This is a genomic window from Salibacter halophilus (assembly GCF_008806325.1).
Classification (GTDB): Bacteria; Bacteroidota; Bacteroidia; order Flavobacteriales_G; family Salibacteraceae; genus Salibacter; species Salibacter halophilus.
In genome coordinates this window covers 168,690-192,818 of sequence record NZ_WACR01000008.1, presented here as the reverse complement: position 1 = coordinate 192,818, position 24,129 = coordinate 168,690, and the positions used below count along the sequence as shown (strand labels likewise).

Below are 24,129 nucleotides of genomic sequence, written 5' to 3'. Positions count from 1 at the left end.
GAACAAGCAATATGTTACTCGAAGTTTTAACTCCTCAAAAACTACTCTATCGCGGCAAAGTTGACCACGTCAAAATGCCGGGTATCGATGGTTCATTTGGAGTTATGAATAATCACGCACCGCTCATTAGCGCACTTCAAAAAGGTCGCGTTTACATCGAGCAATCGGTGAGTGGCAACAAACAATTCGATGAGCTTTCTGGCGAATTCATTACGGATATCGCGAAGGATACCGAATTCGACTTTGCTATAAACGGTGGTGTTGTGGAGGTATTGAAAAACAAGATTATTATTCTCGCAGAATAATTTCTATCGATATTTCTAAATTTAAGGGGAAGCTTTGACTTCCCCTTTTTTGTGAATTTATGATTGGGGCCGACCAAAAATATGCAGCTGAACTTTTAACGCGTGGAGAGCTTGTTGCCATTCCAACCGAAACGGTTTACGGATTAGCAGCAAACGCGCTCAATGAAGATGCGGTCATCAAAATTTTCGAGGCCAAACAGCGACCTAAATTTGATCCGTTGATCGTACACACTCATGATATAAATGAATTCGAGAAGTATGCAGTTGTAGAAAGTGATATCGTCTATCGACTGGCTGAAAAGTTTTGCCCGGGTCCGATCACTTTTATCTTACCAAAGCGGGACGTCATTCCCGGTATTGTCACGAGCGGACACGATACTGTTGGTCTGCGAATCCCCAATCATCAATTGACGCTCGATCTCTTAAAAAACCTCTCATTTCCACTGGCAGCCCCAAGTGCCAACCCTTTTGGGTTTACCAGTCCAACTACAGCTCTTCACGTTCAGAACCAATTAGGCGAAAAGGTTCCTTACATTCTCGATGGAGGAAAATGTGAAGTAGGTCTCGAATCGACCATCGTAAAAGTCGTAGATAATGACGTTGAAGTGCTGAGATTGGGAGGCATTTCGGTTGAAGAAATTGAATCAGTAATTGGAAAGAAAGTTAAAAGAGTCAAAACATCGTCATCAAACCCCACAGCTCCGGGCATGCTCAGTTCTCATTACAATCCCGGAGTTAAAGTAGAATTTGGAGATACCCAAAAGCTTTTATCAGAACACAAGAATAAAAAAGTCGGGGTACTAGCTTTTGACAGCAATAGGTTTGAAAATTTTGAGAATGTTATTGAAGTAAAAGTACTTTCGCCAACAGGATCACTAAGCGAAGCAGCTCAAAACTTATTCAGTTACCTCCGCGACTTTCAAAAATCAAATATCGAGATATTAATTACTGAGCCTGTACCTGAAAAAGGACTGGGTCTTGCAATCAACGACCGACTTAAACGGGCTTCGGTTAAAAGTTGAATCACCTTAACTTTTCATTACTCTGATGACGCTCTTTATCACGCTTTGTTTTGAGTTGTAGCTTTTCATCCCAGGCTTTTTGCAGGTCGACTCCCGTTTGATTTGCCAGGCAAACTGCTACAAAGATTACATCAGCCAGCTCTTCACCTAAATCCTTGTTCTTGTCTTTTTCTTTCTCACTTTGCTCACCATATCTCCTGGCGATTATGCGTGCTACTTCCCCAACTTCTTCACTCAATTGAGCCATATTAGTGAGCTCATTAAAGTAGCGAACTCCCACGTTTTTGATCCAATCGTCAACCTCAGCCTGGATGGCTTCAAACTTTTCCTTTTCCATTATTCTTTATTTTTTGAATCGAGCCAAATTGTAACGGGACCGTCATTCGTAAACGAAACCTCCATGTGGGCTCCAAACTTTCCGGTTCTGACCGATACACCACTTTCCTCAAATTTACGAATTGCTTTTTCATACATCGGTTCCGCTACATCGGGTTTTGCCGCGTTGATGTATGAAGGTCTGTTTCCCTTTTTAGTACTGGCATGCAGCGTGAACTGACTCACGAGTAGTACTTCGCCTTCAGTATCGAGCACTGAAACTTCTTTTTGGTCAGATCCCTCAAAAAGCCGCATGTTGACGGTTTTTCGAACAATCCAATCGAGATCCTCATCAGTATCATCACGACCGATTCCCAACAAAACGACAAGTCCGCTCGAGATTTCACCCGTAACTTCGTCATCAACCACAACTTTCCCGTTTCCTGAACGCTGAATTAATGCCCTCATTAAAATTGTTTTTGAAATGAATCGTCATTCAACATCTCGATGTAATTATCATATCTCCTACCTGCAATCTCACCTTCTTCAACTGCTTTTTTAATCGCGCAGCCTGGCTCGTTGATGTGCATGCAATTATTGAACTTACAGTCCTGAATTCGCTCACGCATCTCAGGAAAGTAATGACTCAAATGCTCTTTTTCAAAATCGACAACACCAAAACTACGTAACCCGGGAGTATCCGTGATGAAACCACCAAAATCGAGTTCGTGCATCTCAGCAAAGGTAGTTGTGTGCTGTCCTTTGTCATTATAACCCGAAACATCTGCCGTTTTGAGGTCGAGATTCGACTGAATAGCATTGATAAGCGATGATTTCCCCACACCACTCTGCCCGGTGAGTACCGAATATTTATCGTGTAAAAGTGCTTTGAATTCCTCCAAACCTTTCCCGGTTTTGGTTGAAGTAAGCAGAACCGGATAGCCGGCTAAATCGTATATCGCCAGCGCTTCAGCAAGGGTGTCGATTGCAGGATCTGACCGACAAAGATCAAATTTATTGAACACGATCAGAGCCGGGATTCGGTAAGCCTCGGCACTCACCAAAATGCGATCGATAAATCCGAACGCCACTTTGGGGTCGACAATTGAGGAGATTATCACAATTTGATCGACATTGGAAGCGATGATGTGTGTTTGTTTAGAGAGTTTGGTTGATTTACGAATAAGTGCGTTTTTGCGATCAGCGATATCTGTAATGACATTTTCGCTGTTGTCATCACTGAGTTTTATGGCAACCTCATCGCCCACAGCAACCGGGTTAGTCGATTTAATTCCCTTTTGCCTGAACTTTCCTTTAAGTCGGCAATCATAAACCTGGCCATCTGGCGTTCTCACTTTGTACCAGCTACCAGTCGATTTTACCACTACTCCATGAACCATAACTGAGTATTTACAACGCGAAGATTGTATTTTTTTACTTTTGACCATTCGCAAAAGCAAACTATGTCGATAACAGTAAAGAACGTAACCAAAATATACGGAGAGCAGAAGGCTTTAAATGATGTTTCATTTGAGGTGAAGCCGGGAGAGATTGTAGGCTTTTTGGGGCCAAACGGTGCCGGAAAAAGTACGATGATGAAAATTTTGACGTGTTTTATTCCGCAAACTCTTGGCGAGGCGTTCGTCTCGGGTCACAATGTGGAAGAACAGCCGATGAAGGTCAAAAAGAGCATCGGTTACCTGCCAGAGCACAACCCGCAATATCTCGAAATGTATGTCAAAGAGTATCTGCTTTTTTGTGCAGGGTTGCACAATGTAGAGAACAAGAAAGAGCGCATTAAGGAAATGATCGATTTGGTTGGGCTGGAAAAAGAGCAAAACAAAAAAATCGGTGCTCTTTCAAAAGGTTATCGCCAGCGTGTTGGTCTAGCCCAGGCTCTTTTGCACGATCCGGAGGTATTGATTTTGGATGAACCCACAACCGGACTAGACCCCAATCAAATTGTGGAAATCAGGAATGTGATTAAAAACATCGGCCGCGAAAAAACGGTTATGATGAGTACGCACATTATGCAGGAAGTTGAGGCTATTTGTGATCGCGTCATCATCATCAACAAAGGAGAAATTGTCGCTGACAAACCCACGACTGAATTGAGAAAAGTTTCGGGTGCTTCTCAGCTCATCGAAGTAGAATTTGACACTGATCCTAACATTGAGCTCATCAATAAGATTGAAGGTGTAACGCGCGTTCAAAATGTTCACGGAACACATTACCGAATAGAATGCGAAACCGGTAGCGATGTACGACCGCTCATCTTTGAATTCGCGGTTGAGCAAAAAATGAAAGTATTGCAATTAAACTCTGAAGAGATGAACTTAGAAGATGTATTCCAAAAACTCACAAAAGGCTAATCAATCGTGCGATTTGTAGGTTACCGACTCGTTGCTCCGTTCTACGAAACAATGCGGAACTTCTTCTTTCCTTCCATCTCAAAGGCTCAGCGCGAATTTCATCGTCTCGACCCTAAGCTCGTAACGAAGCTCGCAGTTGTAGGAGGTGGCTCGGGTGACATCCTGAATCCGCTCCTCGAAAAATTCAAAAATGCCACGATCTACTTTATTGAACCGTCAGAATCGATGATGGAAAAAGCCAAAAAGCGATTTGGTACTTCAAGGAGAATTTTCTTCAAAGAAGAATACATGGAAGACATCAACCTGGAAGATATTGATGTCATGGTTCTCCCTTTCGTGTTGGATATCATTCCCGAAAGAAAGATGAAGGCCGTTGCCAAATCAGTAATTGTGAGTGTGAAACACAAAGGATTTATTCTGTTCAGCGACTTCGTTCAAAAGCAAGATGCCTTTTCAAAACTGAAAATGTTAATCCTCTATCTCATTTTCTTGCCTTTCCGCGGAAAACTTCAAATGAGTCTGCCAGATTACAACCTCTTTTTCGGCAATTTCAAGCACAAATTAGTCAGCGAAAAGAATTTCAGCAACAAAACTGTAACCAGCCGATTATATCAGGTTTACAAGGATTAAAAGTAAAACCACCTCGACAATAGCTGCTCCCTCAAATCCAAAAGAATAAAAATACTCTGAGCGGTTTGGTTTGGTTCTGACCAAAAAGAAAAGCACCCACGCAGCCGTGATAAATTGCGCGACAAAAAGAATAACTTCACTATCGGTCAGAGCCACAAAAAGCAAAGCCAACAACACATAGCTAAACAACGCGATTCCCGATATCCACTTTGAAACTTTTACGCCCATTTGATTGGGAATTGTTCGCAACCCTTCCCTTTTATCAACTCTTAAGTCTCTAATATCAAACGGAAGTGTAATAGCTAACAAAAAGAAAAAACGCTTAAAAAAAAGTCCCCACGAAGCTGATGAGTTCAACATTTCAGTCACCGGTAAAAAAACAGTTGTGAGATAACTGACAACAGCTGATATTGCAAATACTTTGATGTAGGGTAAGTCGCGTAAACGAATGAATTTGCCATTAACCGGAATCACAGGAAAAGAATAAGCTAACCCCAAAAATGAAGGGATGAAAACTTTTTTCTGTTGCTCCCATGAGAGCTCAAGAAAAAAATATCCGGTTCCCGCTAGTCCGATCAAAACGATTACCGCCAAAACCGTTTTGTAATCATTCATGAAATACACTCTTTCAACCAATCGCGAGCTTTTACTCCTTATTACTCCATACAAGCGATGAGCAGGATATAGAGCGAGAGTTGAAAAAAGAATAAACCAAACTGTATCGTTCACTTGAGTTTCTCCAATTACTGCGAGCTGTGTACAGCCTATCAGCGCTGCTATCACGAGCAACACATACAGGTTTGAGAAGAGAAAAAAGTTCAACAGCTTGTTCATACAATCAAAGTGATAAACAAAGAAAAGAAACTCTCCAATTATTAACCCGTTCTCTCAAACAAGATAACAGAAAATTGGTTAGGTAAAATATAAACGTGAACAAGGTTTAAATAGCCATTTTTTTTGAGTTATTTTGCCAGCCAAATTCATTAAAAAGTGTTGAAAATGAAGTGGAGTAGCTTTGAGCGCAGACACATAGGTTCATCTGAACAAGATGTTAAAGAAATGATAGAGGCTATTGGTTGTAACAGCCTCGATGAACTCGTTGATAGAACTGTTCCTGAGCAAATCAGGATGCAAAAGCCTTTAGATATTTCAAAGGCTATGACCGAGTTTGAGTTTACTAACCACATTAACGAGTTGGGACAAAAAAACCGACAGATGAAAAACTTCATCGGTCAGGGATATTACGGAACAATTACACCAGCCGTAATCCAGCGCAACATTCTGGAAAACCCTGGTTGGTACACTGCCTACACACCTTATCAGGCCGAGATTGCTCAGGGAAGGCTCGAAGCGCTTCTCAATTTTCAAACGATGGTCATGGACATGACCAACATGGAAATTGCCAACGCTTCTCTCTTAGATGAAGCAACTGCAGCAGCAGAGGCCATGATCATGTTCTACAACACTCGCTCGAGACAAGCTCAAAAAGCCGGTGTCAAAAAATTCTTCATCGATAAAGATGTGTTTGAGCAAACTAAAGAAGTTCTCAAAACACGCGCTACTCCGCTAGGTATTGAGCTGGAAACAGGCAGCTTTGAAGATGTTGTGCTCGACAACACTTATTTTGGAGCACTCCTTCAATATCCAACTGCAACAGGAAGAGTAGTCGATTATTCTAACTTTATTGAAAAGGCCCACACAAACGATATTAAAGTGTGTATGGCCGCTGATATCATGTCGCTCGCACTGCTGAAATCACCGGGCAGCATGAATGCCGATTGTGCAGTAGGATCAACTCAGCGTTTCGGTATCCCGATGGGATATGGTGGTCCGCACGCAGCCTATTTTGCCACACACGAAAAATACAAGCGACACATACCGGGCAGAATCATCGGTGTGAGTAAAGACAAAGATGGTCATCCCGCATTCCGCATGGCTCTTCAAACACGCGAACAACACATCCGCAGAGATAAAGCTACTTCAAACATCTGCACGGCTCAGGCACTTCTCGCGGTAATGGCCGGTTTTTATGCTGTGTACCACGGTTCTGAAGGAATCATTGACATCGCACAAACGATACACGACAAAACACAAAGCGTTCGCAACACACTTGAAAAGGCCGGAATTGAAATCGTGAACAACACGCATTTTGATACGCTCACGGTCAGAGCCGATCAAAGCCAAATGGCGAAAGTCAAGGCTGAAATGGAAAAAGCCGGCTTCAACCTTTATTACGGTCAGAACACGATTTCCATCAGCCTGGACGAAACGAAAACCTGGGAGAATGCAGAAAGGATGAGCGAAGTTCTCGTTTCAACTCTTGCCGGATCTGACCAACAATTTGATAGAGCAGATCAGGTAAAAGTGCCAAATGAATTTAAACGTACAACCTCTTTCCTCAACCACGACATCTTTAATATGTACCACTCTGAGACACAAATCATGCGGTACATGAAGAAACTCGAAAACAGAGATATTTCTCTTACGCATTCGATGATTTCACTGGGGTCTTGCACAATGAAATTGAATGCAGCATCTGAGCTTTTTCCAATTTCAAATCAAAATTTCGCAAACGTTCACCCATTTGCTCCGGTAGATCAAACTCAGGGTTACAAAGAAATTATTGATGAGTTAGGTAAGGATCTTTCGGAAATCACAGGATTTGACAGCGTATCCTTTCAGCCAAACTCTGGCGCTCAGGGCGAATATGCCGGATTGATGGTTATCAAAGCTTATCACGAAAGCAATAACGATCATCAGCGTCATGTTTGTTTGATTCCTTCATCTGCTCACGGAACTAACCCGGCATCAGCAGTGATGGCAGGCATGAAAGTAGTTGTGGTAAAATGCGATGACAACGGAAACATCGATGTTGATGATTTGAAAGAAAAAGCTGAGAAGTACAGTGATGAGCTATCTGCTTTGATGGTAACGTATCCTTCAACTCATGGAGTATTTGAAGAGAAAATAAAAGAGATCATCGATATCATTCACGCTCATGGCGGACAGGTATACATGGATGGAGCAAATATGAACGCTCAGGTTGGCCTTACATCTCCGGGATTAATCGGTGCTGATGTTTGTCACCTCAACCTTCACAAGACATTTGCTATTCCGCACGGTGGCGGTGGACCTGGTATGGGGCCTATTGGTGTTGCAAAACACTTGACACCTTTCCTCCCAACTCATCCACTTCATAAAACGGGTGGTGAAAATGGAATTTCATCAATATCTGCGGCACCTTATGGTTCAGCATTGATTCTGTTGATTTCCTACGGTTATATCAAAATGTTGGGACAAAAAGGATTGACGAAATCTTCTAAAATGGCAATTTTAAATGCGAATTACATTAGAGCACAGCTGAAAGATCACTATGATGTTCTTTACGTTGGCTCTAATAATACTGTAGCGCACGAAATGATTATCGACTGTCGCAACTACAAGAGAACTGCAAACATTGAAGTTGAAGATATGGCCAAGCGACTGATCGATTATGGCTTCCATTCACCAACCGTATCATTCCCTGTTGCAGGCACAATGATGATCGAACCAACAGAAAGTGAAGACAAAGATGAGCTCGACCGATTCATAACAGCAATGCGCCAAATAAGAGAAGAAATAAGGTTGATTGAAGAAGGTGAAGCAGACAAGAAGGAGAACGTGTTGAAAAATGCTCCTCACACAGCTCGTATGATAGCTACCAGTGAATGGGACAAACCATATAGCCGTGAAAAAGCTGCTTATCCTGTTCCTTATTTGCTCGATGCTAAAGTTTGGAGTTACTCGAGAAGGATTGATAACGCTTATGGCGATAGAAACTTAGTATGTAGTTGCTTACCTATAGAAGAGTATCAGGCTGTATAAGCATGAGGAATTATTATTTTATTGACAACATATGGTAAAGTCACTATATTTGTAATGATCGAATAACAAACTTTACTCTTTAAGAATTCGTTTGTGAATTAAATTATTATTAATTTCACGGACTCGAATAGAGTAAATTAAATTAATTAAATTATGAAGAAATATTTACTAACAGTCGCAGGGCTGGCATTAGCTGGCGGGTTAAGTGCTCAAACTGCCCTGCAAGATGTACCTGAAGCCCCTAAGGCAATGAATGTCGCGGAAAGGACATCTGATCAAGGTTACACATTTACCCGCTCTGGTGGAAACGCACCAACAGCTCTTAACGGAGATACAATTTTCGAAGAAACTTTCGGAAATGGTTTAGCAGGTGATGGCTCTAATGGAGCCTGGAGTTCTTTCATTCTCAACAACTCATCAGCTCCTCTAGCATGGGAATACAGAGGTACAAGTACCAATCCTAATAATACTACAGGTTCAAGAGGTGCTTACAATGGTCAAAGAGGTCCAATCGCATCAATGACCAATTCTAATGGTTTCATGATTTTTGACAGTGATTACCTCGATAACAATGGTAGTCCTCAAACAATGGGTAGTGGACCAGTTCCTACTCCACACATTGGTATTCTTGAAACTCCAACAATGGACTTTACAGGTTACCAAAGTGTTTACCTGAGAATGACTTCTTATTTTAGAAGATTCCAGGCTACTGCACATGTAGCTTTTTCTACTGATGGTGGTATGACTTATCCTGATACAGTAGATATCTATACTGATGATTTTACTGTGAATTCAGCAACACCAAACGCTGAAATGATATACGTTCCAATACCATTTAATATTCCTGGTAACAATAACGTAAAGGCACAGTTCGTATTTGATGGTGCTACAGTAAGTAATGCGAATGGTTCAGGTTATTATTTCTGGCAAATTGACGACATCCAGTTTGTTCAAGGCCCAGATAATGACCTTACTCTTGATGATAACTTCTTTAACTGGGGTCTAAATCAAGGTCAAAACTATTACTATGCTAATATTCCTTTGAATCACGCTAGTACTGATACAGTGTCTTTCAGTGGTGAAATAACAAATCAGGGGTCTCAAACTCAACCAAATAGTAGAGTTGATGTATTCTTTAACGGTTCTTTAGAAACTCAAACTACATCAAATCCAAGCTTGGCTACTGGTAGTTCAGATTCACTAGGTAACTCTGGTACTGTAATTATGAACAAACCAATTGGTAATTATTCAATTGATTTTGTTGCGAATTCTGATAACACAGATGATTTCCCAGTAAACGACACGACTAACTTTAATTTGAATATTACTGAAGATGTTTATTCACGTGCTGATGATAGTATCACTTTAGACCAGGGTAACTTCTACCAGGGTTACAATTATGCTATTGGATTTAGCATGACGATTAAAGAACTTGATACACTTGAGTCTGTAGACATCTATTTCTCTAGCTTTTCTGCTGAAAATGCTCAGGTTCAAATTTGTGTTTGGGATGCTAACTTTAACAACTTAACATCAACAGATCCAAATTCATTCTATAACCTTGGAGCTGGTGATATTGGTGCATGGTCAAATTATGACATCACTGATCTCAACCTTACTCCTGGTGATTACATCGTAGGTTTCCAAACATTTGGTGACTCAGTATCTATGGCACAGGGCCAACCAGGTGCTGATCCACAAACTGTTTTCGTAAGACCTGATAACAACGCAGCTCAAGACTGGTTCTTCACTAGCCTGAATCCTAAGATTAAAGCTAACGTTGCTGGTTTTGCATGTGATGAGTTAACTGGAAACTTTAATGTTGATACTGAAGCTTCTTGTGGTCTTGCTGATGGTGTAGCTACAGTAACTTTTGGAGCTAACAACTACAATGTTGAATGGCCTGACGGAACTATGACTGCTACTAACTCAGGTTTGGCAGCTGGTTCTTATATGGTAACTATCTCTGATGCTAACGGTTGTACAGGTACAGTTGAAGTTATCATGACTAATGCAAACGCTCCACTATTTGGTGGATACGATGTAACTGATGTTACTTGTAATGGTGATAACGATGGTTCACTAACAGCAAATGCAACTGGTGGTTCTACTCCTTACACTTACACATGGAGTAATGGACAATCGGGTCAAACCATCTCTGGACTAGCTCCAGGACAGTACAGTGTTACTATTACTGATGCTGGTGGTTGTGAAACAGTTGGTGGAACTGAATTTGTTGACGAGCCTTCTCCATTGACATTAAATACAGACCATGATCCCGCATCAGGTGATGTAACTTCTTCAGTTTCTGGTGGTACAACACCTTACAGTTATGAGTGGAGTACTGGTGAAACAACTGCCAACATTGTTGTTACAACTAATGATACTTATACTATTACTGTTACTGATGATAACGGATGTATTATAACAGGCTCTGAAGTCGTTGATGATTTAGTTGGTTATGGTGAATTAACATTAACTAATAACATCAAAGTTTATCCAAACCCTAACAACGGTCAGTTTGAAGTTAACTTCAACGGTCTTAATGGTGCTTACGACATTGTTGTTCGTAACATCGTTGGACAAACTGTTGCTCAGGATAGAGTTAATGTTTCTGGAAACGCTCAAAAACGTTTCAACCTATCTGACATGAACAAAGGAATTTACCTAATTGAAGTTCAAGATCAAGAAGGTAAATCTGCGACATACAAAGTAGTTGTGAAGTAACTCCAACTTCTTTAAACCAACAAAAAAGGCTTCTCAATTGAGAAGCCTTTTTTTTATGCCTTGAAAAAAGGAAGTTATTTATTAGTCCTCTTTCTTGCTACCTCCAAACTCCATGAGGTATCCTTTAATGAACTTATCGAGATCGCCATCCATGACTGCCTGAACATTGGAGGTTTCTACCTCTGTCCTTACATCTTTAACCATTTTATATGGATGGAATACGTAACTGCGGATTTGAGAACCCCATTCGATTTTCTTCTTGTCTCCTTCTATTGAATCGCGCTCTTCAAGACGCTTACGCATCTCTATTTCGTAAAGCTTAGATTTCAAAAGACGCATCGCGTTCTCTTTATTCTTCAACTGAGAACGGGTTTCAGTATTACGAATGATTATACCTGATGGTTTGTGCTCTAAACGAACACCGGTCTCAACTTTATTTACGTTTTGCCCACCGGCACCACCCGATCTGAATGTTTCCCAGTTGATGTCAGATTGATTTACTTCAATCTCAATTGTGTCATCAATGACAGGATAAACAAAAACCGAGGCAAAGGATGTATGACGCCTTGAATTAGAGTCAAAAGGTGATATTCTCACGAGTCGGTGAACACCATTCTCACCCTTTAAATAACCGTAAGCAAATTCACCCTGGATCTCAATGGTAACAGATTTAATACCCGCTTCATCACCCTTTTGATAGTCGATTTCTTTTACCTTGAAGTTGTTCTTCTCTGCCCACATCAAATACATGCGGTAAAGCATTGAAGCCCAGTCCTGGCTTTCTGTACCACCGGCTCCGGGATTAATTTCAAGGACCGCATCTAACTCATCTTCCGGTTCTGAAAGCATATTCTTGAACTCGAGATCCTCTACATCTTCGATTAACTGAGAATACGTTTTATCGATTTCCTCCTCAGATCCTTCTCCGCTTTCGTGAAATTCGATTAAAACTTCGAGTTCATCTTTCTTTTCACTTATTGCATCAAAAGCTGTTGTCCAGTTTTTGAGTCTTTTTATCTCTTTGAGGATTGACTCAGCTTTTTTAGGATCATCCCAAAACTCTGGATCCTGAGATTTGAGTTCCTTTTCCTTTATCTCTTCCCGTTTGCTTTCCAGGTCAAAGATACCCCCTTAACGCATCCAGGCGCCCGGTTAGTTTCTTCAATTCGTCTTGTGATACCATATTACAAGTTGTTATTAATCCAGTCCCAAATCAAGTTATTCTCAAAACCTTTACTTTGAAGAAACCTCAATAACGAGGCTTTCTTTTCTCTATCAGGTTTTGAATTGATCAGTTTTAGTTTTGTTTTGGCTTCTCTTTCCAGAATACTCAAATATTCCTCTTGCTCAATGTGTTTTAAAGCGTGATCAATATTGTAGTTGGAGATTTGTTTTTCTTTCAGTTTGTAGGAAATCTTCAACTTACCCCATCCTTTAGACCGCAACTTTCCTCGAACAAATGCTTCAGTATATCGCTCTTCATTGATGAAATTATCAGAGATCAACTCCGCCAGTACTTCTTCGCTATCATTGTGACTCATGCCCCAATCGCGAAGCTTTTTATAAACTTCACTTTGGCAACGTTCCTGGTAAGCGCAGTACTTCATCGCTTTGGTAAGAGCCTGTTGAACAGTATATACGTGTTGCTTGCCGAATGACATAGCAAAATCAATTGGTTGTCACTTCTTCATTAGAGGCATTGATCAACTTGAACTTCATGAGTGGATAAGCCGTTCTGGGCTGAATTTTAATCCAGCGTTTGTAATTCATGAACCACTTCCACTGGTATTTCTTTTTGTTCTGTTTAAAGTAAGCATCGATGAATGGATGAGCTTTAATTAAAGCAACTTTTTCGTTTTGATCTTTAATGGCAAAACGCAAAGCATTTTCGATATCATCTATGAGTAAGATCGTAGCCTGAACTTCCTGTGTATCTCCATCCTTAGTGGGGATTTCTTCAGCGGTTTTAATATCCATTTCTGGTCTTACTCGCTGTCTAGTGATCTGAACCAACCCAAACTTACTCGGTGGCAAAACATAGTGTTTAGCCCGGTCGAGTTTCATCACTTCATTGACCTTATTGAAGAGTGTTTTACGGTTATTGGAATCCTGCATATCGATGAAATCGACAACGATGATTCCGCCCATATCTCTCAATCGGAGTTGACGAGCAATTTCTTCAGCTGCTTCGAGATTTGTTCGCAACGCATTGCGTTCCTGAGAATCTTCTTTCTTGGCTGTATTACCACTATTGACGTCAATTACATGAAGCGCCTCAGTGTGTTCTACCACGAGGTAGGCGCCACTTGACATGGTTACATTTTTCCCAAATGAACCTTTGATTTGACGCTCGACTCCAAAGTGATCAAATACACTTTTCTTTCCCTTGTACTGTCGGCAAATTTTTGCCTGATCAGGGGAAATACTTTTCATGTAATTTTGAATCTCCTTGTACAACTTCTCTTCATTGACGACAATGTTGTTAAAGGAATCGTTCAACACGTCACGCAGCAGAGCTGAAGTGCGGTCGAGTTCTCCTAATACCCTAACTGGCGGATTAGCACCTTTTAGGTTATGAAAACACTCATCCCATTTTTGCAACAACTCCCTGAGATCGCGATCGAGATCCGCAACTTTTTTGTTTTCAGCTACGGTTCTGACTATGATACCAAAGTTGTTTGGCTTAATACTGTGTACAAGACGTCTCAGCCGGTCTTTTTCCTTGCGATGTTTAATCTTGGAAGAAACCGATACCTTGTCTGTAAAAGGGACTAAAACCAGATACCTCCCGGCAATACTCAACTCAGTTGAAATGCGGGGGCCTTTAGTTGAAATTGGCTCTTTCGCTATTTGGACAAGAATTTCCTGGCCTGGCTTTAGTACTTCTTTAATGTTGCCACCTTTATCAATATCAGGTAACAGCTTAAAGTTTTTAAGGTTAGAAGCGTTTGCTTTTTTCGAGCGAACGTCTCCCAGATACGACAGCACATTTGCAGCTTGCGGACCCAAATCAAAATAATGCAAGAAGGCATCTTTTGAGTACCCAACATCAACAAATGCAGCATTTAACCCGGGAACGAGTTTCTTTACTCTCCCCAGGTATAAATCACCAACGGTGTAGTCGTTATTGTGCTTTTCCTTATGTAATTCAACCAGCTTCTTATCCTCGAGCAGCGCAATTTCAACTTCCTTATTTGTAACATTTACAATGAGATCTTTTTTCACGTAATGTCAATTTAGAAGTGAAAAACGCTAAAATGAGGAAAGCCCCACGTGGGGGCTAAAGAAAGAATACGTTATTGAATTACTTTCTCTTTTTGTGACGATTTTTACGTAAGCGTTTTTTACGTTTATGAGTCGCCATCTTATGTCTTTTTCTCTTCTTTCCGCTTGGCATATTAATTCTTTTTAAGTTCTTTATAAAATTCTTTTCCTTGCTTCAGCAATTCAGGATTACCGGCATTATCAACGACAAATTCCATCCCTTTTGTTGCCGATAGCGTATCACCTTTATTAGCGTTTACTACAGCTAACAGGTAATGCGCCTCAATAAAGTTGGTATCGAGTTCAATCACTCGCTTAAAACGTGTAACAGCTTTGTCGAGCTGTCCTGTTTGAATGGACAGCGCTCCTAGTTCCATTTGAACACGAATATTCTCAGGATTATTCTCAGCGATTTCTCGCAACTTCATGATTCCGGCCATTGGGGCCTCGCTCCTAACCTTCGTTAGAGCTGAATCAATTTGTGCGTTTATATCACTTTCAGATCCTGTAGATCCACTCTGATCTTCTACGTTTTTTTCAACTTTTTGTTTAGCAGCAACTTCTTTTTCGTTCGGGGTTGTCCGCGCAAAAAAGAGTGCTGCACCAATGGCTACAGCACTTAGGATGATAATTATTTGTAATCCGCTAAACTTCAAATGTCAATTACTTTTTAACTTTTACGTTTTCTTTAACGTCATTAACAAACGTCTTTGCCGGCTTAAATGCTGGAATATTGTGAGCTGGGATAATGATCGTAGTGTTCTTTGAGATGTTACGACCAGTTTTTTCAGCGCGTTTTTTCACGATAAACGAACCAAAACCTCTCAAGTAAACATTCTCTCCTTTAGTCAATGCTGCCTTTACCTGCTCCATGAAAGTTTCTACAGTCGCCTGCACCATCACCTTTTCAATTCCTGTTTCTTCAGAGATTTCTGTAACGATATCTGCCTTAGTCATAATTGTAAGTCTTTAATTATTACGGTTTTATAATTTCTATTTCGAGGCCTGCAAAGATACTGTAATATTTGTAATGCGAAAATAAAATCAATGTATTTTTGAAATCTGAAAAGTAGAATACATGAGTTTTTCGGTCGACTTAATCAATTGGTATCAAAAGAACAAGCGTGAATTGCCGTGGCGAAACACCAAAAACCCTTATTATATATGGCTTTCTGAAATAATCCTCCAACAAACGAGAGTAGAACAGGGAAAATCATATTATTTGAAGTTCGAAAAAGAATTTCCCACAGTTAGGGCATTGGCTAATGCTGATGAACAAAAAGTGCTCAATATGTGGCAGGGACTCGGGTATTACAGTAGAGCCAGAAATCTCAAAAAAGCTGCTGACCAGGTCATAACTGAGTTTAATGGCGTATTTCCAACCGACTATAAAAACCTTCTAAAGCTTAAAGGTGTTGGAAAATATACTGCCGCTGCTGTTGCTTCTTTCTCAAAAAACGAACGCGTTCCGGTTGTAGATGGTAATGTTTACAGGGTTATCAGTAGATATTTGAATATTGACGAACCGATTAACACTCCAAAATCTTATAAAATTTTCAGTGAGGCTGCTCTCGAGCTGATGGAAAACAGCAGGCCCGATGAGTTCAACCAGGCAATTATGGAGTTTGGTGCCCTTCACTGCACGCCTACTAATCCAAAATGTGACAAGTGCCCGCTTAGCGATCAATGCACGGCCCTGGTTCTTAACAGAGTAAAAGATCTCCCGGTAAAAAAGAAAAAAACTAAAGTAAGAGAGCGTTTCTTCAATTTCATTATCACCAATAACGCGAGCGGACTGGCAATTGAAAAACGCGATCAAAAAGGAATTTGGCAAAATCTCTACCAGTTCCCGATGATTGAAACCAAAAACCACAAGCACCAGTTCAGTGAATTGAAAAAGCTGATTGAAACCGATGACCGCTTTCAGAACCACAAGGTGAGTAAGGTGACGCAAATCGGATCAGACCGAAAACATTTGCTGAGTCATCAAAGAATTTGGGCTCGTTTTTACGAGGTTGAATTTGAAAGCGAAACGGTTTATCACGAAAGCATAGTGAGAACCAAATCGCTTGAAAGTTACCCTATCCCGAGATTAATTGAGCGTTTTGTTGAAGAGGAGGCTCCTCATTATTTGAAATAGCCTGCGTTTTACTTAGCTTTGTTTACTACTTTAAAAACAAAGATCAATTATGGCAGCGAGCTTAAACAAAGTGACATTAATAGGTAATTTAGGTCAGGATCCTGAAATGAGGACATTTGAAAGTGGTGCCACTTTAGCTCGATTTACACTGGCTACCAACGAAACTTACAAGAACAAAAGCGGTGAGCTCGTAAAGCGAACTGAATGGCACAATATCGTTATGTGGAGAGGGCTTGCTGAAGTTGCAGAAAAATACCTCAACAAAGGAAATCGCGTTTACATTGAAGGTAAAATTCGCTCGAGAACTTACGAGGATAATGACAAAATCATGCGTAAAGTTTACGAGATTGAAGCTAATGAAATGATTATGTTGAGCGGACCAAACGAATCATCTGGTCAGGGTAATCAATCGCAGAGCTACGGAGGTAATTCATCTCAATACGACCAGGCTCCGCCAGCACAAAATCAGGCTCAGGACAACTCAGCTGAGATGGATGATGATTTGCCGTTTTAAGTCGAACTAAATCAAACTGAATTGGACGAACCGAGTAGTCATTCGCTTTCACTCTATATCGCTGACATCACAATTTTAAACTGGGAAGTTATCTCAGGTATTGTAGCTCTAATTATACTTTTGCTGGGATCAGCACTTGTATCGGGTTCTGAGGTTGCATTTTTCAGCCTCTCTCCCACTCACAAGAAAGATCTGGAAGAAGAAAACAGCAAAACGGCTGAAGTGATTTTATTCCTGTTGGATCACACTAAATCACTGTTGGCAACCATACTGATATCCAACAACTTCATCAATGTTGCCATCATTTTACTCTCATCACTCTTGAGTCAAATGCTGTTTAGCTTTGAGAGCACCACCTTATTGGGAATTTACATTTCATCTGGCATGATTGCCTTTTTGGTGAATGTTGTCGCCATCACATTCCTCATTCTGTTGACAGGTGAAGTGATTCCAAAAGTTTACGCCTCAAAATATCCGATGCAGTTATCGCGCACAATGGCGTTGCCTTTACACACAGCTTACAAAATATTCGATCGTATAAAACTCGTCACACTTTTGGTCAGATCCACACGATTCATCGACCGTAGGATGAAGAAAAAAGGGAATAACATCTCTGTCAACGAACTTTCTCACGCTCTTGAGATCACTGATACGCACGAAATCCGCGAAGAGGATGAACGCATATTGAAAGGGATCGTGAAGTTTGGCACAACTGATGTCAAGCAAGTTATGACTCCACGCCTCGATGTTGTGGCCATCGATGAAGCTACTCCGTACAAAGAGTTGCTGGAAGAAATTACAGAATCGGGGTATTCGCGAATTCCGGTATTTGAAGAAAACTTCGATAATGTTAAAGGTGTTCTGTATCTCAAAGATCTACTTCCCTATCTGAATGAAGAAGAATCTTTCGAGTGGACAAAGCTCATGAGAGAGCCTTTTTACGTTCCGGAAAACAAAAAAATTGACGATCTGCTCAAGGAGTTCCAGGACAAGAAAATCCATCTCGCTATCGTTGTTGACGAATACGGTGGAAGTTCCGGTATTATAACACTCGAAGACGTCATTGAAGAAATTGTAGGCGAAATCAGTGATGAGTTTGACGATGAGGATTTGGTTTATTCCAGACTCGATGACCACAATTACGTTTTTGAAGGAAAAACACCGCTCAACGATGTGTACCGCGTCCTGGATATCGAAGGAGATATTTTTGAAGAGAGCAAGGGCGAAGCTGATACATTAGCAGGTTTTGTCCTGGAGCTTGCCGGGAAAATTCCGCAAAAGAATGAACGCGTTACATTTGAGAACTACACGTTCACTGTTGAAGCTTCAGACAAGAGACGGATTAAGCGAGTGAAACTCACTATTGAAGATGAATCGATGAATGATGACAATGAGAGCCAAAACGAATAAGTTACTGAGTTTTTTACTGATTATTATTGTGTCGTTTTTCTCGGCCTGTTCAGATGATTATACGCCAAAACCGCGCGGTTACCACAGGATTGAATTACCACAACACTCTTACGACAAGTTTGAAGGTAACTGCCCTTTCACTTTTGAATACAGCGAGCACAGCAAACTAGACTACAAAAGAATAGACACGAACAGAAATCCGTGTTGGTTCAACATCCTCTACCCTCAGTTCAAAGCTCGCATTTACGTTTCTTACTTTGGTGAACACGTTGAAGATTCATTGCGTCAGCTTACTGAAGATAGTCGAGATCTCGTGATGAAGCATATCGTAAAAGCAAATGACATCGAAGAAAGCCTGATAACGAAAAGGGAAGATGACGTTTACGGTATTTCATACGACTTCAAAGGGAGTACCGCATCGAACTACCAGTTTTTCATCACAGATAGTACTGATCATTATTTACACGCTTCTCTTTACTTTGAAACGGCTCCCAAACCAGATTCTATCGCTCCGGCTGAGCAATTTGTCAAGGAGGATATCGAGCACTTCATAAGATCATTTAAGTGGAAGTAATTCGGCTCTGACCGTGATTAATCCCTATCCGGTTTTACCTGCAAGAACACGTAAAGCTGAACGAGGAATAGCAAAAAAGCAAAAATCAAATGTGCGGGTTGCATTTCTTTTGGAAATCCTAAGTAAGTGAGTCCAATTCCGAGTAAAACTTCAATCAGCAAAATCCCTCCCCACATAAAGAGATAGGCTTTTTGTCCGGTTCCGGCCTTAATCAGCTTATAGATCAAATATCCATTGATCAACATTACCAGGATAGAAAAGCTCCTGTGGATAGCATAAATGACAGGTAAGTTTTCAATCAAATTGATGCGTTCAATTCCGCTTTTGAGTAAATGATCAACTTCTTCGCGAACACCTGTTCCCAGCAAGATTTGCAAAATCGATATTCCGATCACAATCAAGAACAGGTAGAACGTTTTTTTCCCTATGAGTGATCTTGAGTTATTTTTGAGCCTGTTGATCAACAAAGTGAGAATCGTCACAATCAACAGCGCTCCAAACATGTGAATGGTAATTTGATTGGGTACGAGATTGCCATCTACGACTAGTTTCCCTAGCCAGGCCTCAAATCCAAGTAAAAAAAGAGATGCTGCAGCAAAAAGCGTAACAACCTTATCGCGTTTCCAGTAGAAAAGACCTACCAGGAATAGAAAGAAAGTTGGAATTCCGGTTGCGGCACCGATTAACCTGTTGATGTATTCTGTCCAGGTGTGATAAACATTGAAATGAGCGTAATCGTGGCGCGTGTATTTTTCCCAGTTATTTGGGTTGAAAGATTCACTTGTTTCAAATGAGGCATTCGCAATCCAGAGCGCTTCTTCATGCAAAATCATTTGCCCCTGTTCAAAGAATTTTTCAGACTCCCATTTCACCTGATCTTCATCAGTTGGCGGAATAATGTGTCCAAAACATTTGGGCCAATCCGGGCACCCCATCCCCGATCCTGTCATCCTCACAAAGCTCCCCGCGAAAACAACTAACATGGAAAAAACCAGAGATACGCGGGCTAAATTGAGCGCTACTTTCCTCATCATTCACACAAAAACGAAGTTATGCGTCAAAAGTGCTAATTAAATAGCAATTGCCGGAAGTAATTCGAAAAAATTAGGGAAATCGATTTTGTGTTTATCGAGGCTTTCTTTCACGTAATCCCAAAAACCATTTTCATCAGATTGATTTGGCTTTTGGTTTTTATCTGAGCTTTGGTCAGATCCTTTTAAGCCATCGATATTTGACGGGCTCAAACCCAGTGAATCACTGCTCAACTGTACTGAAGAAAGCTGGCTCTGACCGTTATAAATCGAAGTATTGTTGTTATCCGTTTTGATTGAGGTGGTTTCATTCAATAGAACAAACATCCCCAGTGAGAATACCGCTGTTAAGAAAAGAATGAATCTATTCATAGTGAATGCTTTAAAGAATATTTCAAATGTATAGTTTATTTATCAAACGAATAAGTTCTTTAACAGTTTTTCTGAAAACAAAAATTTTACTTTTGCCCACTTAATTATGGCGAAAAAACTTCCGCAACACGAAGAATCTGAAATGTCGTTTCTCGATCACCTCGAGGAATTGAGATGGCACCTCGTAAGAGGATCTGCAGCTATTATCATTGGCGCAATCTTAGTCTTTGCCAATAAATCACTCATTTTTGACGGAATCATTTTCGCTCCAAAAAGTCCTGAGTTTTGGACTTTTCAAAAACTTTGCTCATTCTCAAACTGGCTCAACACATCACTGCCTCAGCTTTTTAGCGATCCTGATTTTTTGTGCATTGGTCAAAACATCCCAAAGTTGCAAAACATCAGCATGACCGGTCAGTTTACCTCTCACATTTTGGTATCTATCGTGGCCGGGCTCGTAATCGCGTTCCCTTATTTGATTTGGGAACTGTGGCGTTTCATCAAACCCGGCCTCCAGCCGAGTGAAAGAAAAATGACGCGCGGACTCGTGTTCTTTACATCACTGCTGTTCTTCACTGGAGTGCTATTCGGGTATTACGTAATAGCGCCACTATCGATCAATTTTCTCTCCACCTATTCTGTGAGTGAAGCAGTTCAAACGATTCCCACATTGCGTACTTACATCACAACCGTAACAACAGTTGTTTTGGCCAGTGGCGTTTTATTTGAGCTTCCAATTTTAGTTTATTTCCTCACGAAAATAGGACTCATAACACCGCAATTTTTGCGAAAATACCGCAGGCATTTCATCGTGATTGCGTTGATTATCGCAGCTATTATCACACCTCCAGATCTGTTCAGCCAAATACTGGTTTGCCTGCCCTTGATGATCCTTTACGAAATAAGTATCTTGCTCTCCATTTACATAACCAAAAAGGAAGCTAAAAAAGAACGAGCCAGTTAAAAGGCATTCATTACTTTAGCCAACTTAACTAAACTGTGTAAACCCCATTGATGAAAACAAGCTTGCGAACATATCTATATTTCGCCTTAACACTGCTTTTAGTGAGCTTTTCTGCTTCAATGGTCAGAGCCCAATACACCTTCGTTTCAGGCACAGTTACAGATGCCAAAACGGGTGAACCACTCCCCTTCGTGAACATCTCTTTTGTCAACAAGAACATTGGCACAACAACTGACCTCAACGGTTATTACGAAATCAAAACCCAGTGGGCTTCAGATAAATTGAGGGCTTCTTTCGTTGGTTACAAGCCGCAGGAACGAATGATTCAGCCCGGTGAAAAGCAAGAAGTCAACTTCGAGCTCAAACAAACTGCTGAGCAACTAAAAGAAGTTGAAATCAAAGCCGACAAGAAAAAACGATACCGCAACAAAGACAATCCGGCTGTGATCCTCATCAGGAATGTGCTCAAGTACCGCGATCAAAACCGCATGAACAGCGAGAACCTGGAGTACTTGGAATACAACAAGTACACGAAAGACGAGTACGATCTCAACAACTTTACCGATAAATGGACCAAACGAAATTCGTTGAGAAGTTTCAAAATCGCTTTCCAGTACATCGACACCAGTGATATGAACGGGAAACCTTACATCCCAATTCTCATCAAAGAAAAAGTATCGAAAGTCTATTACCGGTCAGATCCTGAGTCTGAAAAGGAAGTTGTTAAAGGCCTCAAACTATCGGGATTTGAAAACAGCGTTTTTGGTGAAGGAGTCAGTCAGTTTCTCGATAAGCTCGGTTCTGAAGTGGATATTTACGACAACACCATCGACCTGTTGGATAAGTCGTTTACTTCGCCAATATCAGGGCTCGGACCAAATGTTTACCGTTACTACATCACCGATTCCATGATGATTGACGGAGTCAAATTCAAAGAACTTTCATTTATACCCAGAGATCCGCAATTGGTTGCTTTCACGGGAAAAATGCTGGTTGGCGACAGCACACTCAACTACGTTGTGAAAGAAATTGAAATGAATGTGGACAGCCGCATCAACATCAATTTCCTGGAAGATTTGCGCATTAACCAGGAGTTCACCTATCACGACAGCATCGGCTGGATTCTCACAAAAGATAAAATGACGGTTGATATTCAGCCCGCTGACGAAGGGCTGGGACTCTACAACACGAAAACCGTGAGCTACGATGATTTCATCATCAACAAACCGCGACCTGACGATATTTATTCGGGTCTGAACAATGAAGTGATTGCCGACAGCGCAACCGACAGGGATGATGAGTTTTGGAAGGAAATGCGCCACGACACACTCACCGATCAGGAAGAAGGGATTTACCAAATGGCTGATACTATTCAGAGCCTTCCTGAGTTTAAAACGGTTGCCAATGTGGGTGAGTTTTTGCTGAGCGGATACACGAAAGCCGGGCCAATTGACATAGGGCCTATTACTTCTTTCATGAGCTACAATGATGTTGAGGGCATCCGGTTTCGAGTTGGTGGCCGAACAAATCTCAACTTTCACGAAAACTGGCGCTTTGAAGGATATGGCGCTTACGGATTAAATGATGAGCGCTGGAAATATTCCGGAACGGCTGAGTACTACTTCAGTAAAACTCCGCTCACGAAGCTGCATCTCAGCTACACTGATGATGTGTATCAGCCCGGTTTTGATGTCAACTGGAGCGATAACGACAACATTTTCCTTTCGCTGAGGAGAGGTCCGGCCGATAATATGCTCTACCAGCAAAAGTGGACTGCCTATTTTCAAAAAGAGTGGTTCATCGGTTTGCAAAACACATTCAGGGTCGACAACAAAAACCTCATGAGCTCGGCTTTTAACGACTTTGTTCAGTTCGGTTCTGACTATACGCCACAGGGAGATCCAATCGACAAAATTGAACCGATTAACGTTACAGAGTTAACACTCAGAACCAGACTGGCCATCAACGAGAAGTTCGTTCAGGGGCGTTTTGCCAGATCGCAGATCAAGACAACGGCTCCGGTTTTCACGTTTGACTACACTTATAGTCCGCCACAAATCAGCGATTACGAATATCACAAATTGTACCTCAGCATCACCAAGCGCTTTAAGTTGGGAATCTTCGGTTTCTCTGACGTTGAGATTGAAGGAAACAAAATCTTTGGTGCTGTGCCTTATCCATTGCTCGTCATCCACCGCGGGAATGAGACCTTCACCTATGACGACCGCTCGTTTAACCTGATGAATTTTGTGGAATTTGGTAGTGATCAATCTGCCAGCATCATGGTTCAACATCATTTTAATGGATTATTGACGAGTAATGTTCCGTTCATGGATCGCCTAAAATGGAGAGCTGTTGTATCAGCTAAAGCTGTGATGGGATCATTGAGCGATGCCAATACGGATACCACAAATACTGACCTTGTCGTTTTACCGGAAGAAATGGGAACCCTTGAGCGCAAACCTTACGTTGAGGTGAGTGCCGGTATTGAAAATATACTAAAGCTCTTTCGTTTTGATATTGTGAAACGACTCACTTACCTAGATAATGAAGGAGTTAGTGAGTTATGGGGCGTTAAAGGTTACGGCATACGCGGTAAAATTCAAATTTCATTTTAAGGAAATA

23 protein-coding genes are annotated in these 24,129 nt (G+C 41.1%); 12 read left to right on the top strand and 11 right to left on the bottom strand.

Features of this window, described 5'->3' with window-relative positions; translation table 11 throughout:
- The first annotated feature begins 11 nt into the window (after positions 1-11).
- Both F3059_RS10630 and F3059_RS10625 read left to right on the top strand, forming a co-directional pair.
- Positions 12-305 (top strand): F0F1 ATP synthase subunit epsilon, encoded by a 294-nt coding sequence (locus F3059_RS10630; RefSeq protein ID WP_151169039.1) that lies wholly within the window; start codon positions 12-14, stop codon positions 303-305.
- 59 nt (positions 306-364) lie between these two features.
- Positions 365-1,327: an L-threonylcarbamoyladenylate synthase gene (locus F3059_RS10625; protein ID WP_151169037.1), complete on the top strand. Its 963-nt coding sequence runs from the start codon at positions 365-367 to the stop codon at positions 1,325-1,327.
- A gap of 1 nt (position 1,328) precedes the next feature.
- Here the strand turns inward: F3059_RS10625 and F3059_RS10620 are convergent, their stop codons facing one another.
- From F3059_RS10620 to rsgA, 3 genes are read right to left on the bottom strand one after another with little or no spacing between them, the layout of a single operon-like run.
- Positions 1,329-1,664, bottom strand: coding sequence for a nucleotide pyrophosphohydrolase (locus tag F3059_RS10620; RefSeq protein WP_151169035.1), 336 nt, complete (start codon positions 1,662-1,664; stop codon positions 1,329-1,331).
- Positions 1,664-2,110 (bottom strand): D-aminoacyl-tRNA deacylase, encoded by a 447-nt coding sequence (gene dtd, locus F3059_RS10615; protein WP_151169033.1) that lies wholly within the window; start codon positions 2,108-2,110, stop codon positions 1,664-1,666. Before dtd ends, F3059_RS10620 begins: the two co-directional genes overlap by 1 nt.
- Entirely contained in the window at positions 2,110-3,042 is a 933-nt protein-coding gene (rsgA, locus tag F3059_RS10610; protein ID WP_151169031.1) for a ribosome small subunit-dependent GTPase A, read from the bottom strand. The genes dtd and rsgA overlap by 1 nt, the downstream gene beginning before the upstream one ends.
- 63 nt (positions 3,043-3,105) lie before the next feature.
- Between rsgA and gldA the strand changes: the two genes are divergently transcribed.
- The gene (gldA, locus tag F3059_RS10605; RefSeq protein ID WP_151169029.1) at positions 3,106-4,014 is read left to right on the top strand and encodes a gliding motility-associated ABC transporter ATP-binding subunit GldA; all 909 of its coding nucleotides are present in this window, start codon (positions 3,106-3,108) and stop codon (positions 4,012-4,014) included.
- Between the two features lie 6 nt (positions 4,015-4,020).
- A complete protein-coding gene (locus F3059_RS10600; protein ID WP_151169027.1) occupies positions 4,021-4,644 on the top strand; it encodes a class I SAM-dependent methyltransferase in 624 nt (207 codons plus the stop codon).
- Here F3059_RS10600 and F3059_RS10595 read toward each other — a convergent pair.
- Positions 4,621-5,478, bottom strand: coding sequence for a UbiA family prenyltransferase (locus F3059_RS10595; protein WP_151169025.1), 858 nt, complete (start codon positions 5,476-5,478; stop codon positions 4,621-4,623). The two genes, F3059_RS10600 and F3059_RS10595, sit on opposite strands and share 24 nt — an antisense overlap.
- A 165-nt stretch (positions 5,479-5,643) precedes the next feature.
- Here F3059_RS10595 and gcvP point away from each other — a divergent pair, with 165 nt between their 5' ends.
- Both gcvP and F3059_RS10585 read left to right on the top strand, forming a co-directional pair.
- Entirely contained in the window at positions 5,644-8,508 is a 2,865-nt protein-coding gene (gene gcvP / locus F3059_RS10590) for an aminomethyl-transferring glycine dehydrogenase (RefSeq protein WP_151169023.1), read from the top strand.
- A gap of 153 nt (positions 8,509-8,661) precedes the next feature.
- Positions 8,662-11,235 carry a T9SS type A sorting domain-containing protein gene (locus F3059_RS10585; RefSeq protein WP_151169021.1) on the top strand — a complete coding sequence of 858 codons (2,574 nt, stop codon included), beginning with the start codon at positions 8,662-8,664 and terminating at the stop codon, positions 11,233-11,235.
- An 81-nt stretch (positions 11,236-11,316) separates the two neighbouring features.
- Here F3059_RS10585 and prfB read toward each other — a convergent pair.
- The 5 genes from prfB to F3059_RS10560 form a co-directional block, all read right to left on the bottom strand.
- Positions 11,317-12,418 (bottom strand): peptide chain release factor 2 gene (gene prfB / locus F3059_RS10580; protein WP_151169019.1). Its coding sequence is split into 2 segments (ribosomal slippage): positions 11,317-12,354 and positions 12,356-12,418, totalling 1,101 coding nucleotides; the frame shifts between segments, so codons are not numbered across the junction.
- Position 12,419: 1 nt separating this feature from the next.
- On the bottom strand, positions 12,420-12,896 hold the full coding sequence (locus F3059_RS10575; RefSeq protein WP_151169017.1) for a regulatory protein RecX: 477 nt from the start codon (positions 12,894-12,896) through the stop codon (positions 12,420-12,422).
- A gap of 7 nt (positions 12,897-12,903) precedes the next feature.
- Positions 12,904-14,460, bottom strand: coding sequence for an Rne/Rng family ribonuclease (locus tag F3059_RS10570; RefSeq protein ID WP_151169015.1), 1,557 nt, complete (start codon positions 14,458-14,460; stop codon positions 12,904-12,906).
- A gap of 173 nt (positions 14,461-14,633) precedes the next feature.
- Positions 14,634-15,155: a tetratricopeptide repeat protein gene (locus tag F3059_RS10565; RefSeq protein WP_151169013.1), complete on the bottom strand. Its 522-nt coding sequence runs from the start codon at positions 15,153-15,155 to the stop codon at positions 14,634-14,636.
- Positions 15,156-15,162: 7 nt separating this feature from the next.
- Positions 15,163-15,456: an HU family DNA-binding protein gene (locus tag F3059_RS10560; RefSeq protein WP_151169011.1), complete on the bottom strand. Its 294-nt coding sequence runs from the start codon at positions 15,454-15,456 to the stop codon at positions 15,163-15,165.
- Positions 15,457-15,577: 121 nt separating this feature from the next.
- Here F3059_RS10560 and mutY point away from each other — a divergent pair, with 121 nt between their 5' ends.
- The 4 genes from mutY to gldD are packed head-to-tail and all read left to right on the top strand — an operon-like array spanning position 15,578 to position 19,137.
- Positions 15,578-16,639 (top strand): A/G-specific adenine glycosylase, encoded by a 1,062-nt coding sequence (gene mutY / locus F3059_RS10555; protein ID WP_151169009.1) that lies wholly within the window; start codon positions 15,578-15,580, stop codon positions 16,637-16,639.
- 49 nt (positions 16,640-16,688) lie between these two features.
- Positions 16,689-17,153 carry a single-stranded DNA-binding protein gene (locus F3059_RS10550; protein WP_151169007.1) on the top strand — a complete coding sequence of 155 codons (465 nt, stop codon included), beginning with the start codon at positions 16,689-16,691 and terminating at the stop codon, positions 17,151-17,153.
- A gap of 21 nt (positions 17,154-17,174) precedes the next feature.
- The gene (gene gldE / locus F3059_RS10545) at positions 17,175-18,563 is read left to right on the top strand and encodes a gliding motility-associated protein GldE (RefSeq protein WP_223274596.1); all 1,389 of its coding nucleotides are present in this window, start codon (positions 17,175-17,177) and stop codon (positions 18,561-18,563) included.
- Positions 18,535-19,137 (top strand): gliding motility lipoprotein GldD, encoded by a 603-nt coding sequence (gene gldD / locus F3059_RS10540; RefSeq protein WP_151169005.1) that lies wholly within the window; start codon positions 18,535-18,537, stop codon positions 19,135-19,137. The genes gldE and gldD overlap by 29 nt, the downstream gene beginning before the upstream one ends.
- 17 nt (positions 19,138-19,154) lie before the next feature.
- Here gldD and F3059_RS10535 read toward each other — a convergent pair whose 3' ends face one another.
- Both F3059_RS10535 and F3059_RS10530 read right to left on the bottom strand, forming a co-directional pair.
- Positions 19,155-20,171, bottom strand: coding sequence for a COX15/CtaA family protein (locus F3059_RS10535; protein WP_151169003.1), 1,017 nt, complete (start codon positions 20,169-20,171; stop codon positions 19,155-19,157).
- A gap of 36 nt (positions 20,172-20,207) precedes the next feature.
- Positions 20,208-20,540: a hypothetical protein gene (locus F3059_RS10530; RefSeq protein ID WP_151169001.1), complete on the bottom strand. Its 333-nt coding sequence runs from the start codon at positions 20,538-20,540 to the stop codon at positions 20,208-20,210.
- Between the two features lie 106 nt (positions 20,541-20,646).
- Between F3059_RS10530 and tatC the strand changes: the two genes are divergently transcribed.
- The gene (gene tatC, locus F3059_RS10525) at positions 20,647-21,504 is read left to right on the top strand and encodes a twin-arginine translocase subunit TatC (RefSeq protein ID WP_151168999.1); all 858 of its coding nucleotides are present in this window, start codon (positions 20,647-20,649) and stop codon (positions 21,502-21,504) included.
- 50 nt (positions 21,505-21,554) lie between these two features.
- Positions 21,555-24,122, top strand: a complete 2,568-nt coding sequence (locus F3059_RS10520) for a DUF5686 and carboxypeptidase-like regulatory domain-containing protein (RefSeq protein ID WP_151168997.1) — start codon at positions 21,555-21,557, stop codon at positions 24,120-24,122.
- Positions 24,123-24,129 lie beyond the last annotated feature (7 nt).

What these genes read in the sequence shown, in the direction of transcription:
- F3059_RS10630 (WP_151169039.1), top strand. Translation starts at nt 12, where the DNA reads ATGTTACTCGAAGTTTTAACTCCTCAAAAACTACTCTATCGCGGCAAA.
- F3059_RS10625 (WP_151169037.1), top strand. Translation starts at nt 365, where the DNA reads ATGATTGGGGCCGACCAAAAATATGCAGCTGAACTTTTAACGCGTGGA.
- F3059_RS10620 (WP_151169035.1), bottom strand. Translation starts at nt 1,664, where the DNA reads ATGGAAAAGGAAAAGTTTGAAGCCATCCAGGCTGAGGTTGACGATTGG.
- dtd (WP_151169033.1), bottom strand. Translation starts at nt 2,110, where the DNA reads ATGAGGGCATTAATTCAGCGTTCAGGAAACGGGAAAGTTGTGGTTGAT.
- rsgA (WP_151169031.1), bottom strand. Translation starts at nt 3,042, where the DNA reads ATGGTTCATGGAGTAGTGGTAAAATCGACTGGTAGCTGGTACAAAGTG.
- gldA (WP_151169029.1), top strand. Translation starts at nt 3,106, where the DNA reads ATGTCGATAACAGTAAAGAACGTAACCAAAATATACGGAGAGCAGAAG.
- F3059_RS10595 (WP_151169025.1), bottom strand. Translation starts at nt 5,478, where the DNA reads ATGAACAAGCTGTTGAACTTTTTTCTCTTCTCAAACCTGTATGTGTTG.
- gcvP (WP_151169023.1), top strand. Translation starts at nt 5,644, where the DNA reads ATGAAGTGGAGTAGCTTTGAGCGCAGACACATAGGTTCATCTGAACAA.
- F3059_RS10585 (WP_151169021.1), top strand. Translation starts at nt 8,662, where the DNA reads ATGAAGAAATATTTACTAACAGTCGCAGGGCTGGCATTAGCTGGCGGG.
- F3059_RS10575 (WP_151169017.1), bottom strand. Translation starts at nt 12,896, where the DNA reads ATGTCATTCGGCAAGCAACACGTATATACTGTTCAACAGGCTCTTACC.
- F3059_RS10560 (WP_151169011.1), bottom strand. Translation starts at nt 15,456, where the DNA reads ATGACTAAGGCAGATATCGTTACAGAAATCTCTGAAGAAACAGGAATT.
- mutY (WP_151169009.1), top strand. Translation starts at nt 15,578, where the DNA reads ATGAGTTTTTCGGTCGACTTAATCAATTGGTATCAAAAGAACAAGCGT.
- F3059_RS10550 (WP_151169007.1), top strand. Translation starts at nt 16,689, where the DNA reads ATGGCAGCGAGCTTAAACAAAGTGACATTAATAGGTAATTTAGGTCAG.
- gldD (WP_151169005.1), top strand. Translation starts at nt 18,535, where the DNA reads ATGATGACAATGAGAGCCAAAACGAATAAGTTACTGAGTTTTTTACTG.
- F3059_RS10535 (WP_151169003.1), bottom strand. Translation starts at nt 20,171, where the DNA reads ATGATGAGGAAAGTAGCGCTCAATTTAGCCCGCGTATCTCTGGTTTTT.
- F3059_RS10530 (WP_151169001.1), bottom strand. Translation starts at nt 20,540, where the DNA reads ATGAATAGATTCATTCTTTTCTTAACAGCGGTATTCTCACTGGGGATG.
- tatC (WP_151168999.1), top strand. Translation starts at nt 20,647, where the DNA reads ATGGCGAAAAAACTTCCGCAACACGAAGAATCTGAAATGTCGTTTCTC.
- F3059_RS10520 (WP_151168997.1), top strand. Translation starts at nt 21,555, where the DNA reads ATGAAAACAAGCTTGCGAACATATCTATATTTCGCCTTAACACTGCTT.